Genomic DNA, 16538 nt, shown 5'->3' with positions numbered 1-16538 from the left:
GTCTCGATGTGGGTGCGACTACCAGCGGTAGTGCGCGAAGGCCTTGTTGGACTCGGCCATCTTGTGCGTGTCCTCGCGCTTCTTGACCGAGGCGCCGAGGCCGTTCGAGGCGTCCAGCAGCTCGTTCATCAGGCGCTCGGTCATGGTCTTCTCGCGACGGGCGCGGGAGTAGCCGACGACCCAGCGCAGCGCGAGGGTGGAGGCGCGACCGGGCTTGACCTCGATCGGCACCTGGTAGGTGGCACCACCGACACGGCGGGACTTGACCTCGAGCGAGGGCTTGACGTTCTCGAGGGCGCGCTTCAGGGTGATGACCGGGTCGGCGCCGGTCTTCTCGCGAAGACCCTCCATGGCGCCGTAGACGATCCGCTCGGCGGTGGAGCGCTTGCCGTTCAGCAGGATCTTGTTGATGAGCGAGGTCACCAGAGGGGAGCCGTAAACCGGGTCGATGATGACCGGGCGCTTCGGGGCGGGGCCCTTACGAGGCATTCTTACTTCTCCTTCTTGGCGCCGTAGCGGCTGCGGGCCTGCTTGCGGTTCTTGACACCCTGGGTGTCGAGGGAGCCGCGGATGATCTTGTAGCGAACACCCGGCAGGTCCTTCACACGGCCGCCGCGCACGAGCACGATGGAGTGCTCCTGCAGGTTGTGTCCCTCACCCGGGATGTAGGCCGTGACCTCGATACCGGAGGTCAGACGCACACGCGCGACCTTACGGAGGGCCGAGTTCGGCTTCTTCGGGGTGGTCGTGAACACACGCGTGCAGACGCCGCGGCGCTGAGGGGAACCCTCGAGTGCGGGCGTCTTGTTCTTCTCGACCTTGTCCTGCCGGCCCTTGCGGACCAGCTGCTGGATCGTAGGCACTACTTCTCCGGTTTCTGTGTGCCGTCAGTGAAGCTAACCTGGAACGTTGCCGACCCACGCGGTCGGGTGTGTCGAATACTGCGGACGCCCGCGGAAAGCGGCAACGGACGCAGATTGCGGTGGCCTTCGTCGGACTCGCACTGCGGCTGAGGACACGCACACGAGCCCGGGCACACCCCAGGCACAAGGTCTGAGCGTACCTACCGTACGGACATCGGTCAAAACAAATGCCCCGGCGCGACGGAGTCGGCCCGCGCCCTCCGGAACCGGGCCGCGAGCAGGGAGTCAGACGTGGTCACCGCCCGTCGCGGTCCGGCCGGGAGGGGCACGTCCGCCGCACCCCCGGCGGAGCCGGGCCCGGGGCCGCGGGGACCCGGAGCGGCGGCTCACGGGGCCCCGGACCGCCCGGGCCGGTGGCCCACCCCGCCGGGGGCGTGCGCGGGCTTACGGGCCTGCGCGCTCCCGCCCGTGCGAGGCCCCCGCCGCGCGCGGGGGCGTGCACGTGGGACCCGCCTCCGGGACGCGCGCCGAAGGCGCCGCCCCGAACGCGCCGGACGGCGCACGGGGCGGCTCGCGCGCCCGTGGCAGCCGTACGGAGCAGCTCCGTCACCCGACCGGCGGCCCGCGCCCGGGTGAGCCGCCCGTTGCGCACGGTCCGGCACGCGGCGAAGGCGGTCGGCGGCCCGCGCCCGGGAGGTTCCCCGCTGCCGTGCCACCGGAGGCGGGGCACCGAAGCACCGCAGCACCCCGGCACCGGGACCACCGGACGGGTCGGGGAGCACGCCGGGGAGTACCCGCTCCACCGGACCGCCCGGGCCGCCCCTGACCGGCACGGACCGGCACGGCTCCGGGGCCGTCCGAGCGGCGCGGCCGCCGCCTCCGTCCCCGGTCCGGCCCCCGGCGGGGCAGTCCCCCGGGACCCGCGCGGGACCGCCGCGGACCACCGACGGCGCGGGGCCCGCAGGGGCGCGGCGGCCCTGCGGGGCGGCCACCGCCGCGGGGTCACCGCAGCCCCCGCAGCGGGCACCGGGCCGCGGCGGTGCCACCGGAGCCCCTCGCGCCTCAACCACCCCCGCCCGCCGCCCTGTTGCCGACTTCCGGCAACGAAGCGACGTCCAGGACGGCCGCCTCCGGCCCCTGACCGGAGGTCCCCAGCATCCGCACAATGCGGTGAGCCGACCCGTCCGGTAGAGGAGGCCCGCCATGGCCGACCCGCACGCCCGCACCGTTCGTGCGATGGACGACACCGCGATCGACGTCCGTCTGACCGTGATCGAGTACGCCGAGATCGCGCGCGGATACGAGGCCGCGGTGTCCGCGCCCGGCGCGCCCCCGAGCGCCGCGGAGGACTACGCCGTCGTCATGGACGTCCTGGCACTCGTCCACACGCTCCCGGATCCCGACGTCCCCCCGGTGCTGGGCGTCGGTGCACGGGCCCTGCGCCGGGTCCATCTGGCGCTGCTCGGCGCGTCGCAGCGGCGGGAGGAGCCGTGACCGGGCGCCCCGCGGGCGCGGAAGCCGCCCCGGCAACACCGGCGGTGCGGACGCCGGGCCCCCGGCGGGGCGCGGCCGCCGTCCGCACCGCCGCGGCCCACGCGGTCGGGGCCGGGGCCGCCCTGCTGGCCTTCGCCACCGTGGTGGAGCCCTCCGCCGCCTCGGCGGCGGCCGTCGGGGGCGTCTGCCTCGTCACCGCGGTGTCGCTGGCCCGCCGGCCGGCGGGCGGCACGAAGCACGGCACGGCGCCGCTGCCGCCCGCACCCGCACCCGCACCCGCACCCGCACCCGCACGCAGCCTCCAGGGGGCCGCGGAGGCGGCGGTCACCCGTTACGGCGAACGGATCGCCCGCACCCCGCTGCCGGTCGACGCCACGACCGCCGAGGACTGGCGGCTCGCCCTGGACGCCTACGAACGGGCGAAGCGCGTGGACCCGGGCCTGGTGCCGGAGGCCGTCGCCGAGGGGCAGGCCGCCCTGGAGAGGCTGTCCTCCGCGGCGGCCGACGACCGTCTGGAAGAGGAGCATCCGGCCCTCTGGAGCGAGGGCAGCGGACCGGCGGTGCTGCGGATGCCTCCCCCGCCGGGGCGGACGGGCAGGTGCCTGCTGGTCTTCGAGGGCGAGGCGCCGGGCGGCTTCCTGGTGCGCGCCCGGCACGGACGCGGCGACCGGCGGCGCCGGGCGGTGCGCCTCGCGCACCGCGACCACGGCCCGGCCCGCGTCCGGGTGCCGGCGCCCGCGCCGTTCGCCGGCGCGCTGACGGTGGAGATCGTCACCGCGGGTGCCTGGCGTGCGGCGCTGGTGCCCGCCCGGGAAGCCCGCCCGCTGTCCGGCACCGTGCACGGGAGTGCGACCGAGGTCGTGCTGAACCGGGCCCGCCACGGTGCGGCGACCTTCGTGCACCTCGGCGACGGGCCGTTCACCGTGCGCGAGCTGCTCGCCGACGCCCCCCGCGCGGGGCGGGCGATCGCCGAGGGCCGGGGCCGCTGCTCGCTGCTGCTCGGTCTGCACGGGGTCGCGGCGCTCGTCGTCGAGGCCGGGGGCCCGTGGACCGTTGCGCCCGTCGCCCCGGCGTCCGACGCCGCCGAGGGCCCCTGACGGAACCGGGGCCGCGCGAGCACGGTGGACGGGCCGGGAACGCGGGAAGGGCGGTCACCCCCTGCCGGGAGTGACCGCCCCTCTCGTCGTCTGGGACGACCCGCTTACTGGTTGTACGGACCGTAGTCGTAGTCCTCCAGCGGGACGGCCTGGCCGGAGCCGGTGCCGAACGGCGAGTAGTCGATGTCGTCGTAGCCGACGGCCGAGTACATCGCGGCCTTGGCCTCCTCGGTCGGCTCGACCCGGATGTTGCGGTAGCGGGACAGGCCCGTACCGGCCGGGATGAGCTTACCGATGATGACGTTCTCCTTGAGGCCGATCAGGGAGTCCGACTTGGCGTTGATCGCCGCGTCGGTCAGGACCCTGGTCGTCTCCTGGAAGGACGCCGCCGACAGCCACGACTCGGTCGCCAGCGAGGCCTTGGTGATACCCATCAGCTGCGGACGGCCGGAGGCGGGGTGACCGCCCTCGGTGACCACACGACGGTTCTCGGTCTCGAACTTCGAGCGCTCCACCAGCTCGCCGGGCAGCAGCTCGGCGTCGCCGGACTCGATGATCGTCACACGGCGGAGCATCTGCCGGATGATGATCTCGATGTGCTTGTCGTGGATCGACACGCCCTGCGAGTTGTAGACCTTCTGGACCTCGCCCACCAGGTGGACCTGGACCGCACGCTGGCCGAGGATGCGCAGCACGTCGTGCGGGTTGGTCGCACCGAAGGTGAGCTTCTGGCCGACCTCGACGTGGTCGCCCTCGCGGACGAGCACCTTGGCGCGCTTGGAGATCGGGAAGGCCGTCTCGTCGCTGCCGTCGTCCGGCGTGACGATGATCTTCTTGGTCTTCTCGGTCTCCTCGATCCGCACGCGGCCGGCGGCCTCGGAGATCGGGGCGACACCCTTCGGGGTACGGGCCTCGAAGAGCTCGACGACACGCGGCAGACCCTGGGTGATGTCGTCACCGGCCACACCACCGGTGTGGAAGGTGCGCATCGTCAGCTGGGTGCCGGGCTCACCGATGGACTGGGCGGCGATGATGCCGACCGCCTCGCCGATGTCGACCAGCTTGCCGGTGGCCAGCGAGCGGCCGTAGCAGAAGGCACAGGTGCCGACCGCGGACTCGCAGGTCAGGACCGAGCGGGTCTTGACCTCCTCGACCCCGGCGCCGACCAGGGCGTCGATGAGCACGTCACCGAGGTCGACGTTGGCCGGCGCGATGACCTTGCCGTCCACCACGACGTCCTCGGCGAGCATCCGCGCGTACACGGAGGTCTCGACGTCCTCCGCCTTGCGCAGCACGCCGTCGGCGCCGCGGTCGGCGATCCGCAGCTTGAGGCCGCGGTCGGTGCCGCAGTCCTCCTCGCGGATGATGACGTCCTGCGAGACGTCCACCAGACGACGGGTGAGGTAACCCGAGTCGGCGGTACGCAGGGCGGTGTCCGCCAGACCCTTACGGGCACCGTGCGTGGAGATGAAGTACTCCAGCACGGAGAGGCCCTCGCGGAAGGACGCCTTGATCGGACGCGGGATGGTCTCGTTCTTGGCGTTCGACACCAGACCGCGCATACCGGCGATCTGACGCATCTGCATCATGTTTCCGCGCGCGCCCGAGTTGACCATCATGAAGATCGGGTTGGTCTTCGGGAAGTTCGCGTTCATCGCCTCGGCCACCTCGTTGGTCGCCTTGGTCCAGATCGCGATGAGCTCCTGGGTGCGCTCGTCCTTGGTGATCAGACCGCGCTCGTACTGCTTCTGGACCTTTTCGTCCTGCGCCTCGTAGCCCGCGACGATCTCCTTCTTCGCCTCGGGGACGACGACGTCGGAGATGGCCACGGTGACACCGGAGCGGGTGGCCCAGTAGAAGCCGGCCGCCTTCAGGTTGTCGAGCGTCGCCGCCACGATGACCTTGGGGTAGCGCTCGGCGAGGTCGTTGACGATCTCGGAGAGCTGCTTCTTGCCCACCGAGTAGTCGACGAACGGGTAGTCCTCGGGCAGCAGCTCGTTGAAGAGCGCACGGCCGAGCGTGGTCTTCAGGCGGAAGCTGTCGCCCTGCTGCCAGTTCTGCTCCTCGCCCTCCTCGGGCGCGGGCGGGGTCCAGCCGCGCGGCGGGATGGTGCCCACCGGGAAGCGGATGTCGATCTTCGCCTGGAGCGACAGCTCGCGGGCGTCGAAGGCCATGATCGCCTCGGCGGTGGAGCCGAAGGACCGGCCCTCGCCCTTGACCTCGCGCTCCTCCTCGTCCGTGGTGAGGAAGAAGAGGCCGAGCACCATGTCCTGGGTGGGCATGGTGACCGGGCGGCCGTCGGCCGGCTTGAGGATGTTGTTCGAGGACAGCATCAGGATGCGGGCCTCGGCCTGCGCCTCCGCGGAGAGCGGCAGGTGCACGGCCATCTGGTCACCGTCGAAGTCCGCGTTGAACGCGGTGCAGACGAGCGGGTGGATCTGGATGGCCTTGCCCTCGACCAGCTGCGGCTCGAAGGCCTGGATGCCGAGGCGGTGCAGCGTGGGCGCACGGTTCAGCAGCACCGGGTGCTCGGCGATGACCTCTTCGAGGACGTCGTACACCACGGTGCGGCCGCGCTCGACCATGCGCTTGGCCGACTTGATGTTCTGCGCGTGGTTCAGGTCCACCAGGCGCTTCATCACGAAGGGCTTGAACAACTCCAGCGCCATCGCCTTCGGCAGACCGCACTGGTGCAGCTTCAGCTGCGGACCGACGACGATCACGGAACGCGCGGAGTAGTCCACGCGCTTGCCGAGGAGGTTCTGGCGGAAGCGGCCCTGCTTGCCCTTCAGCATGTCGCTGAGGGACTTCAGCGGGCGGTTGCCGGGGCCCGTGACCGGGCGGCCGCGGCGGCCGTTGTCGAAGAGGGCGTCGACCGCCTCCTGGAGCATCCGCTTCTCGTTGTTCACGATGATCTCGGGGGCACCGAGGTCGAGCAGGCGCTTCAGGCGGTTGTTGCGGTTGATGACCCGGCGGTACAGGTCGTTCAGGTCGGAGGTCGCGAAGCGGCCACCGTCCAGCTGCACCATCGGACGCAGGTCCGGCGGGATCACCGGGACGCAGTCCAGGACCATGCCCTTGGGGCTGTTGGAGGTCTGGAGGAAGGCGGAGACGACCTTGAGGCGCTTGAGCGCCCGGGTCTTCTTCTGGCCCTTGCCGGTCCGGATGATCTCGCGGAGGCGCTCGGCCTCCTCGTCCAGGTCGAAGGACTCCAGGCGCTTCTGCAGCGCCGCGGCGCCCATCGAGCCGTCGAAGTAGGTGCCGAAGCGGTCGCGCAGCTCGCGGTAGAGCAGCTCGTCGCCCTCCAGGTCCTGGACCTTGAGGTTCTTGAAGCGGTTCCACACCTCGTCGAGACGGTCGATCTCGCGCTGGGCGCGGTCGCGCAGCTGCTTCATCTCGCGCTCGGCGCCCTCGCGCACCTTGCGGCGCACGTCGGCCTTGGCGCCCTCGGCCTCCAGCTCGGCCAGGTCGGTCTCGAGCTTCTTGGCGCGGGCCTCCAGGTCGGCGTCGCGGCGGTTCTCGATCTGCTGGCGCTCGACGGAGACATGGGCCTCCAGCGAGGGCAGGTCGCGGGTGCGGCGCTCCTCGTCGACGTACGTGATCATGTACGCCGCGAAGTAGATGACCTTCTCCAGGTCCTTCGGGGCCAGGTCCAGCAGGTAGCCCAGGCGCGACGGGACGCCCTTGAAGTACCAGATGTGGGTGACGGGGGCGGCCAGCTCGATGTGGCCCATCCGCTCACGGCGCACCTTGGCGCGGGTCACCTCGACGCCGCAGCGCTCACAGATGATGCCCTTGAAGCGGACGCGCTTGTACTTGCCGCAGTAGCACTCCCAGTCCCGGGTGGGGCCGAAGATCTTCTCGCAGAAGAGCCCGTCCTTTTCCGGCTTCAGGGTGCGGTAGTTGATGGTCTCCGGCTTCTTGACCTCACCGTGGGACCAGGTCCGGATGTCGTCCGCGGTGGCCAGGCCGATCCGCAGCTCGTCGAAGAAGTTGACGTCGAGCACTTTTTCGTCAATCCCTCTTTCGGGGTCGTGTCTCAATCATGGTCTGAACGGTCCCGGGGCGGCGGGGGCTCCTCCCGGAGCCCCCGCCGGGCCCGTCAGACCTCTTCGACGCTGCTCGGCTCGCGCCGGGACAGGTCGATACCGAGCTCCTCCGCGGCGCGGAAGACGTCCTCGTCCGTGTCACGCATCTCGATGGACATGCCGTCCGAGGACAGCACCTCCACGTTGAGGCAGAGCGACTGCATTTCCTTGATGAGCACCTTGAAGGACTCGGGAATGCCGGGCTCGGGGATGTTCTCGCCCTTGACGATGGCCTCGTAGACCTTCACACGGCCGGTCACGTCGTCGGACTTGATCGTCAGCAGCTCCTGGAGCGCGTAGGCGGCGCCGTACGCCTCCAGCGCCCACACCTCCATCTCACCGAATCGCTGGCCACCGAACTGGGCCTTACCACCCAGCGGCTGCTGGGTGATCATCGAGTAGGGACCGGTCGAGCGCGCGTGCAGCTTGTCGTCGACCAGGTGGTGGAGCTTGAGGATGTACATGTACCCGACGGAGATCGGGTCCGGGAACGGCTCGCCGGAGCGGCCGTCGAACAGGCGCGCCTTGCCGGACGGGAGCACCATGCGCTCGCCGTCGCGGTTCGGGATGGTGTGCTGGAGCAGACCGGCCAGCTCGTCCTCGCGGGCACCGTCGAAGACCGGGGTCGCGACGTTGGTGCCGGGGGCGACGTCGTCGGCGCCGATCGCCTGGAGGCGCTGCGCCCACTCGTCCGCGAGGCCGGAGACGTCCCAGCCGCGGCTGGCGAGCCAGCCGAGGTGGATCTCCAGGACCTGCCCGGGGTTCATTCGGGAGGGGACACCCAGCGGGTTGAGGATGATGTCGACCGGGGTGCCGTCCTCCAGGAAGGGCATGTCCTCGATCGGGAGGATCTTGGAGATGACGCCCTTGTTGCCGTGGCGGCCGGCGAGCTTGTCGCCGTCGGTGATCTTGCGCTTCTGGGCGACGTAGACGCGGACCAGCTGGTTCACGCCCGGGGGCAGCTCGTCGCCCTCCTCGCGGTCGAAGACGCGCACGCCGATGACCTTGCCGGTCTCGCCGTGGGGCACCTTCAGCGAGGTGTCGCGGACCTCGCGCGCCTTCTCGCCGAAGATCGCGCGGAGCAGGCGCTCCTCGGGGGTCAGCTCGGTCTCGCCCTTCGGGGTGACCTTGCCGACGAGGATGTCGCCGGCGACGACCTCGGCACCGATGCGGATGATGCCGCGCTCGTCGAGGTCGGCGAGGACCTCCTCGGAGACGTTCGGGATGTCCCGGGTGATCTCCTCGGGGCCCAGCTTGGTGTCGCGGGCGTCGACCTCGTGCTCCTCGATGTGGATCGAGGAGAGGACGTCGTCCTGCACGAGGCGCTGCGACAGGATGATCGCGTCCTCGTAGTTGTGGCCCTCCCACGGCATGAACGCCACGAGCAGGTTCTTGCCGAGCGCCATCTCGCCGTTCTCGGTGGCTGGGCCGTCGGCCAGGACCTGGCCCTCGATCACGCGGTCGCCCTCGGAGACGACGACCTTCTGGTTGACCGAGGTGCCCTGGTTGGAGCGGGAGAACTTGGCGACCCGGTACGTGGTGTACGTGCCGTCGTCGTTGGCGACGGTGACGTAGTCGGCCGAGACCTCCTGGATGACACCGTCCTTCTCGGCCTTGATGACGTCGCCGGCGTCGGTGGCGCAGCGGTACTCCATGCCGGTGCCGACGAGCGGGGCCTCCGCCTTGATGAGCGGGACGGCCTGGCGCATCATGTTCGCGCCCATGAGCGCGCGGTTGGCGTCGTCGTGCTCCAGGAAGGGGATCATCGCGGTCGCGACGGACACCATCTGGCGCGGCGAGACGTCCATGTAGTCGACCTCGGCCGGCGGCACGTAGTCGACCTCGCCGCCGCGGCGGCGCACCAGGACGCGGGCCTCGGCGAAGCGGAGGTCCTCGCCCAGGGTGGCGTTCGCCTGGGCGATGACGAAGCGGTCCTCCTCGTCGGCGGTCAGGTAGTCGACCTCGTCGGTGACCTGGCCGTCGACGACCTTGCGGTACGGGGTCTCCACGAAGCCGAAGGCGTTGACGCGGCCGTAGGAGGCGAGCGAGCCGATCAGACCGATGTTCGGGCCTTCGGGCGTCTCGATCGGGCACATGCGGCCGTAGTGCGAGGGGTGCACGTCACGGACCTCGAAGCCGGCCCGCTCACGCGAGAGGCCACCCGGGCCGAGCGCCGAGAGGCGGCGCTTGTGGGTGAGACCCGACAGCGGGTTGTTCTGGTCCATGAACTGCGACAGCTGGCTGGTGCCGAAGAACTCCTTGATGGAGGCGACGACCGGCCGGATGTTGATCAGGGTCTGCGGCGTGATCGCCTCGACGTCCTGGGTGGTCATGCGCTCGCGCACGACGCGCTCCATACGGGCGAGACCCGTGCGGACCTGGTTCTGGATCAGCTCGCCGACGTTGCGCAGGCGGCGGTTGCCGAAGTGGTCGATGTCGTCGGTCTCGACGACGATCTCCGTGCCGTTCTCGCCGATCGTCTCGGTCTCGCCGGCGTGCAGCTTGACCAGGTACTTGATCGTGGCGATGACGTCGTCGGTGGTGAGCACGCCGGCGTCCAGCGGCTCGTCCGCGCCGAGCTTCTTGTTGACCTTGTAGCGGCCGACCTTGGCCAGGTCGTAGCGCTTCGGGTTGAAGTACAGGTTCTCCAGCAGCGTCTGCGCGGCCTCACGGGTCGGCGGCTCGCCCGGGCGCAGCTTGCGGTAGATGTCGAGCAGCGCGTCGTCCTGGCCCTGGGTGTGGTCCTTCTCCAGGGTGGCGCGCATGGACTCGTACTCGCCGAACTCCTCCAGGATCTGCTCGGTGGTCCAGCCGAGCGCCTTGAGCAGGACGGTGACGGACTGCTTGCGCTTGCGGTCGATGCGCACACCGACCATGTCGCGCTTGTCGATCTCCATCTCCAGCCAGGCACCCCGGGAGGGGATGATCTTGGCGGTGTAGATGTCCTTGTCGGACGTCTTGTCGATGGAGGAGTCGAAGTACACGCCCGGCGAACGGACCAGCTGCGAGACCACGACACGCTCGGTGCCGTTGATCACGAAGGTGCCCTTGTTGGTCATGAGCGGGAAGTCGCCCATGAAGACCGTCTGGGACTTGATCTCGCCGGTCTCGTTGTTGGTGAACTCGGCCGTGACGAAGAGCGGCGCGGCGTACGTGAAGTCGCGCTCCTTGCACTCGTCGATGGAGTTCTTCGGAGGCTCGAAGCGGTGGTCGCGGAAGGTCAGCGACATCGACCCGGAGAAGTCCTCGATCGGGGAGATCTCCTCGAAGATCTCCTCCAGACCGGACTTGGTGGGGACGTCCTGTCCGCTTGTCAGAGCCGCCTCGACACGAGCCTTCCATGCGGCGTTGCCGAGCAGCCAGTCGAAGCTCTCGGTCTGGAGCGCAAGGAGGTTCGGAACCTCGAGGGGCTCCTTGATCTTTGCAAAGGAGATGCGCAGCGGGGCGGTGCTGGCGCCGTTGTTCGTATTCGCGGTCGAGGCGTTGCGCGAGGCGGCCAAGAGGGGGTCCTTCCGAGGGCTCGGACTCACTACGCGCGTGCCGGTCCCATCCTGTGCACGGAGAGGGAAAGCCCAGGTCAGGGCCGTTCCTTCGCTCGATGCTCAGATATGGGCATGCCCCTGGTGACGGGCAGAGGGCAGCTAACAGGCAGCGCAAAGGGTCAGTGTAGCCACTTGGCACACTGATGTCCAGTGCGGGTTCTCGAGACCCTCGTTGTTCTCATCTCCGCGACCCCGTGCGCCCTGAGGCGCACATCGATACTGCCCGTTCGGTCGTCGATCCATGCCTCGGATACGGATCGTTGTGACGACGCGTCCTGAGAATTGCGCGCTGCGTGCGGTTCGTCAAGGCCCCCTGCCCTGAGCTGCCGTTCCGGCTGCCCGGGACGGCCGCGAGGGGGCGCACGGCGTTGATCACCATACTCCCCGCACGGCGGGAGGCAAGGCACCCGCCCCGGCCATGCCGAAGGGCGACCACCCATTGGGTGATCGCCCTTCAGTGCGCGAGCGTTACACGCGCGGAGTCATCGGACTCGCGGGGTCACTTGACCTCGACGGCCGCACCGGCGCCCTCAAGGGCGGCCTTGGCCTTGTCCGCGGCCTCCTTGCTGACCTTCTCGAGGACCGGCTTCGGGGTGCCGTCGACGAGGTCCTTGGCCTCCTTCAGACCCAGGGAGGTCAGCTCGCGCACGACCTTGATGACCTGGATCTTCTTGTCGCCGGCGCCGGTGAGGACGACGTCGAACTCGTCCTGCTCCTCGACGGCGGCGGCGTCGCCACCACCCTGGCCCGGGGCGGCGGCCACGACGGCGGCCGGGGCGGCGGCGGTGACGTCGAACTTGTCCTCGAACGCCTTCACGAACTCGGAGAGCTCGATGAGGGTCATCTCCTCGAACTGCGCGAGCAGGTCTTCCTGAGAGAGCTTCGCCATGATGGCGGTCCTTCCACTAGATCGGCAGGTGCCGGGTGTGTGTGTCAGGCGGGCGTACTGTCGGCCCGCTGCGACCGTCGCCTCAGGCGGCGGTCAATGCGCGAGCCGAGTTACTCGGCACCGCCCTGCTCGGCCTTCTTGGCACGAAGCGCCTCCGCGGTGCGGACGAACTTCGAGGGAAGCGCCTGGAAGAGCGCGGCAGCCTGGGACTGCTTGCCCTTCATGGCGCCCGCCAGCTTGGCGAGCAGAACCTCGCGGGACTCGAGGTCCGCGAGCTTCTTGATCTCATCGGCGGACAGCGCCTTGCCGTCGAGGACGCCGCCCTTGATGATGAGGTTCGGGTTCTCCTTGGCGAAGTCACGAAGACCCTTCGCCGACTCCACCGGGTCACCGGTGACGAAGGCGACCGCCGTCGGACCCGCGAAAAGCTGGTCCTCGAGCGTGTCGATCCCGGCCTCACGGGCCGCAATCTTGGTCAGCGTGTTCTTCACCACGGCGTACTGGGTGTTCTCACCGAGGGCACGGCGCAGCTCCCTGAGCTGAGCCACGGTGAGACCCCGGTACTCGGTCAGCACGGCGGCGTTCGAGCTGCGGAACTGCTCCGCGAGCTCGGCCACCGCGGCAGCCTTGTCGGGCCTTGCCATGAGCGTCGGCCTCCTTCCGGGTGATGAGGACCGCTCAGAAGGGGCTGAACAACACGAACGCCCCGGGCACAGGTGCACGGGGCGTGGCTCGACCGGGCGGACATGCCGTCCGGGAGCGTGTTCCACAGTCACCTGCGCGGGACGTCCGCTGCTGAGCGGATCCTTCGGCCACCGGACCCTCGGGAGGAGAGCACGGCAACGACCAGCGGTCTTTGGCTTCCGTGGAAGCGTACGGGAAGCGGCCCCCGACGGGCAAATCCGCTCCGCGCGGCCCGTTCCGCGCCCGGTGCCCGTGGGCGCCGGGCGCCCCGGCGGGCGCTGACCCCGCCGTACACGCCCCGCCGGAAGCGCGGCGGGCGCCGGGGCCGTACGCGGACGGCCCCGGGCCGCTGGCCCGCACAGGGCGGGTCGGGGGTCCGGGGCCTCGGCGCGGGCGGGAGCGGGCGGGTCAGACGCCCGCGCCGCCGGTGGACTCCTCCATGGCGGCACCGAGCTCGGCGAGCATCTCCGCGAGGTCGACGGTCTGGTCCGCCGGAGGCGTCTCGACGGCGATCTCGGCGCCGTAGTCCGAGTACTCGGCGGTCATGGCGATGACTCCCTCGGGGGTGTCCATGCCCATGTTCATCCGGGCCGGGTAGCCGTCCCCGTCGACCCAGACCTCGATGTCGTAGTTCTCGATGCCGGACTGCTCGACGCTGCCGAGCAGCTCCTCGCGCTGCTCGGGGGTGAGGACGTCGAGGGAGGAGTTGGCCTCCAGCATCTCGGCGACCGTGAGCGAGCCCTCGTAGTGCTCGGTGTCCACGTCGCCGATCTTCTCCGAGCCCACGTGCTTCAGGTTCGGCGAGTCGAGCAGGATCGCCAGCTGGGCCGCCGGGTCCTGGTTCAGGTTGTCCAGGCCGCCGGTGAGCTGCTTCTGGAGGTCCTTGTCACCGGACTGCTCCGCGAGCGCGGCCATGTCCAGCTTCATCCAGCGCTTGCCGTCCATGCCGGCCGCGGCGTCGGCCCCCATGTCCAGGTACATGACGCCGTCCTGCATGATCATGCGCGCCTCGCCGGGGGCGGACGGGTTCTCCTCGAAGGACTCACGGGTGACGGTCAGGTCCATCGCGCCGGGGTTCCAGCCGAGGACGCCGTCCATCTCCATGGAGCCCACGGCGGCGGGGCCGGGCAGGGTCATGGTCATGTAGACCCTGGCGGACTTGGCCTCGCTGGTCTTGGAGAACGCGGTCGTCAGGGCCTCGGTGGCCGCCTCCCGGCTCTGGAGCTTGGCCTTGGCCGGAGCCTTGGCCGGAGCCTCCGCGGCCTTGTCGTCCCCGCCCGTGCAGCCGGCGATGCCGACGACCGCCGCGAGAGCCACCGCAGCCGCACCCGCACGCCTGATCGCCACCGTCTTCATTCCCCACCCCTGATGATCGTGCGCACCCCCGAGGAACGCGGGCGCCCTGTGCGTTCTCTTGAACGGTAACCCACACGACTGACAGCCCGGCACCGGATATCGCGGGCCGTACCGGCCCGTAACGACAGGAACGGCCCTTCCGGCTCCGAGGAGCAGGAAGGGCCGTTCCGTGGTGCGACGGGGCGCGGCCCGCGGTCGCCGTCAGTGTCAGACGGCGGCCGGGTCCTCCTCGACGAGGAGGTTGCGGGTGCGGTTGGAGTCCAGCGGGATGCCGGGGCCCATCGTGGTGGTCAGGGTCGCCTTCTTGATGTAGCGGCCCTTGGCGGCGGACGGCTTCAGACGGAGGATCTCCTCCAGCGCGGCCGCGTAGTTCTCGACCAGCTTCGTCTCGTCGAAGGAGACCTTGCCGATGATGAAGTGCAGGTTCGAGTGCTTGTCGACGCGGAACTCGATCTTGCCGCCCTTGATCTCGGTGACGGCCTTGGCGACGTCCATGGTGACGGTGCCGGTCTTCGGGTTCGGCATCAGGCCACGGGGACCGAGCACGCGGCCGAGGCGGCCGACCTTGCCCATGAGGTCCGGGGTGGCGACGACCGCGTCGAACTCGTTCAGGCGGTTGCCCTTGGAGATCTCGTCGATCAGTTCGTCGGAGCCGACGATGTCGGCGCCGGCGGCCTCCGCTGCCGCAGCACGCTCACCGGTCGCGAAGACCAGGACCCGGGCGGTCTTGCCGGTGCCGTGCGGAAGGTTGACGGTGCCGCGGACCATCTGGTCGGCCTTGCGAGGGTCGACGCCCAGGCGGAAGGCGACCTCGACGGTGCCGTCGAACTTGGTGGCGGCGGTGTCCTTGGCGAGACGGACGGCCTCGAGCGGGGCGTAGTTGCGGCCCCGGTCGACCTTGGCGTCCGCGCCGCGGAGTGCCTTGCTGCGCTTCACTTCTTCTCCTGTGGGAGTCAACCGCGCGGTCTCGCCGCGCGGCGGGTGTGGAGTCGTGGTCCGGGCCGGCGCTGGCCCTGCCACTGAGGTCTTACGGGAGCCGTCAGCCCTCGACGGTGATGCCCATGGAGCGGGCGGTACCGGCGATGATCTTCTCGGCGGCGTCCAGGTCGTTGGCGCTCAGGTCCGGCATCTTGGTGGTGGCGATGTCACGGATCTGGTCGCGCGTCAGCTTGCCGACCTTGGTCTTGTGCGGCTCGCTGGAGCCCTTGTTCACACCCGCGGCCTTGAGGATCAGCTTGGCGGCCGGCGGAGTCTTGGTCACGAAGGTGAAGGAGCGGTCCTCGTAGACCGTGATCTCCACCGGCACGACCATGCCACGCTGCGACTCGGTCGCGGCGTTGTAGGCCTTGCAGAACTCCATGATGTTGACGCCGTGCTGACCCAGGGCGGGACCGACCGGCGGAGCCGGGTTGGCCGCGCCGGCCTGGATCTGGAGCTTGATCAGCCCCGTGACCTTCTTCTTCTTGGGAGGCATGTGCTCTCTCCGGGTCCTAGTGAGAGTTTCCAGCACTCCAGCCGATCATCCGGATGGAGGCATACCGCACCACGATAACGGGTATCCATGTGCGGCCAAAAACCGAGCAGGTCAGACACCCTGCGCGGGGCGGTCTGACCTGCTCGGAAGCGCTGCGGCGTCTCGGGGGCCCGAGGCGTCAGTTCTTCTGGATCTGGTCGAAGCTCAGCTCGACCGGGGTCTCGCGGCCGAAGATCTCGACGAGGCCCTTGACCTTCTTCGAGTCGGCGTTGATCTCGTTGATCGTGGCCTGGAGGGTCGCGAACGGGCCGTCGGTGACGGTGACCGAGTCGCCGACCTCGAAGTCCAGCACCTGGACCTCGACCTTGCGGGCCGGAGCCGGCTTGCCCTCGGCCTCGGCGGCCTCGCGGGCGGCCTTCTCCTCGGCCTCGGGGGCGAGCATCTTGACGATCTCGTCCAGCGTCAGCGGGTACGGGTCGTAGGCGTTGCCCACGAAGCCGGTGACACCGGGGGTGTTGCGGACGACGCCCCAGGACTCGTTCGTCAGGTCCATGCGGACGAGCACATAGCCGGGCAGCTTGTTCTGCCGGACGTTCTTGCGCTCGCCGTTCTTGATCTGGACGATCTCTTCCTCGGGGACCTCGGCCTGGTAGATGAAGTCCTCGACGTTCAGCGAGACGGCACGCTGCTCCAGGTTGGCCTTCACGCGCTTCTCGTAGCCCGCGTAGGTGTGGATGACGTACCACTCGCCCGGCAGGCCCCGGAGCTCGTCGCGCAGGGCGGCGATCGGGTCGGCGGGGGCCTCGGGCTCGGCCGGCTCCTCGGCGGCGGGCTCGTCCTCCGCCGGGGCCTCGTCCTCCGCCTCGGTGCCCTCGTCCTCCACGTGCAGCGCGGCCTCTTCGGCGGGCTCGGCGGCGGCGTCGGCCGCCTCGGCCTGGTCGGGCTCCACCGCGTCCGCCGCCTCGACGATGTCGAGCTCGTCCTTCACGGACTCGGAGCTCTCGCCGGAGTGCGCGGCGTCGTTCAGGTTCGGGTCAGACACGGTGGCTGC

Annotated in this window: 12 protein-coding genes; 2 read left to right on the top strand and 10 right to left on the bottom strand. The window is 69.9% G+C overall.

The genetic code is table 11. The features are described 5' to 3' along the window. Positions 1-18: 18 nt before the first annotated feature. Positions 19-489: a 30S ribosomal protein S7 gene (rpsG, locus tag NPS70_RS18595; protein ID WP_006347241.1), complete on the bottom strand. Its 471-nt coding sequence runs from the start codon at positions 487-489 to the stop codon at positions 19-21. Between the two features lie 2 nt (positions 490-491). Next, a complete protein-coding gene (gene rpsL, locus NPS70_RS18590; RefSeq protein WP_003948652.1) occupies positions 492-863 on the bottom strand; it encodes a 30S ribosomal protein S12 in 372 nt (123 codons plus the stop codon). A gap of 1203 nt (positions 864-2066) precedes the next feature. On the opposite strand from rpsL, the gene NPS70_RS18585 reads away from it, so the two are divergent. Both NPS70_RS18585 and NPS70_RS18580 read left to right on the top strand, forming a co-directional pair. After that, the gene (locus NPS70_RS18585) at positions 2067-2357 is read left to right on the top strand and encodes a hypothetical protein (RefSeq protein WP_256525433.1); all 291 of its coding nucleotides are present in this window, start codon (positions 2067-2069) and stop codon (positions 2355-2357) included. Beyond that, a complete protein-coding gene (locus NPS70_RS18580) occupies positions 2354-3454 on the top strand; it encodes a hypothetical protein (RefSeq protein WP_256525432.1) in 1101 nt (366 codons plus the stop codon). Before NPS70_RS18585 ends, NPS70_RS18580 begins: the two co-directional genes overlap by 4 nt. 104 nt (positions 3455-3558) lie before the next feature. On the opposite strand, the gene NPS70_RS18575 is transcribed toward NPS70_RS18580, so the two are convergent. The 8 genes from NPS70_RS18575 to nusG form a co-directional block, all read right to left on the bottom strand. Then, complete coding sequence (locus tag NPS70_RS18575; protein ID WP_256525431.1) at positions 3559-7461, bottom strand: DNA-directed RNA polymerase subunit beta'; 3903 nt, start codon at positions 7459-7461, stop codon at positions 3559-3561. A 95-nt stretch (positions 7462-7556) separates the two neighbouring features. Further along, the gene (gene rpoB, locus NPS70_RS18570) at positions 7557-11042 is read right to left on the bottom strand and encodes a DNA-directed RNA polymerase subunit beta (RefSeq protein WP_256525430.1); all 3486 of its coding nucleotides are present in this window, start codon (positions 11040-11042) and stop codon (positions 7557-7559) included. Between the two features lie 541 nt (positions 11043-11583). Continuing rightward, a complete protein-coding gene (gene rplL, locus NPS70_RS18565; protein ID WP_256525429.1) occupies positions 11584-11973 on the bottom strand; it encodes a 50S ribosomal protein L7/L12 in 390 nt (129 codons plus the stop codon). 110 nt (positions 11974-12083) lie between these two features. Further along, complete coding sequence (gene rplJ, locus NPS70_RS18560) at positions 12084-12617, bottom strand: 50S ribosomal protein L10 (protein ID WP_256525428.1); 534 nt, start codon at positions 12615-12617, stop codon at positions 12084-12086. 448 nt (positions 12618-13065) lie between these two features. Then, positions 13066-14013, bottom strand: coding sequence for a hypothetical protein (locus NPS70_RS18555; protein WP_256525427.1), 948 nt, complete (start codon positions 14011-14013; stop codon positions 13066-13068). A 207-nt stretch (positions 14014-14220) separates the two neighbouring features. Continuing rightward, positions 14221-14949: a 50S ribosomal protein L1 gene (gene rplA, locus NPS70_RS18550; RefSeq protein WP_256525426.1), complete on the bottom strand. Its 729-nt coding sequence runs from the start codon at positions 14947-14949 to the stop codon at positions 14221-14223. A gap of 103 nt (positions 14950-15052) precedes the next feature. Then, positions 15053-15487, bottom strand: a complete 435-nt coding sequence (gene rplK / locus NPS70_RS18545; RefSeq protein WP_256525425.1) for a 50S ribosomal protein L11 — start codon at positions 15485-15487, stop codon at positions 15053-15055. 178 nt (positions 15488-15665) lie between these two features. After that, positions 15666-16529, bottom strand: a complete 864-nt coding sequence (gene nusG / locus NPS70_RS18540; protein ID WP_256525424.1) for a transcription termination/antitermination protein NusG — start codon at positions 16527-16529, stop codon at positions 15666-15668. Positions 16530-16538 lie beyond the last annotated feature (9 nt).

The sequence above is a fragment of the Streptomyces sp. C10-9-1 genome, from assembly GCF_024497955.1.
In the GTDB taxonomy this organism is placed as follows: domain Bacteria; phylum Actinomycetota; class Actinomycetes; order Streptomycetales; family Streptomycetaceae; genus Streptomyces; species Streptomyces sanyensis.
Note: the sequence above shows the minus strand (reverse complement) of the source record. Positions and strands in the feature narration are given on the sequence as shown.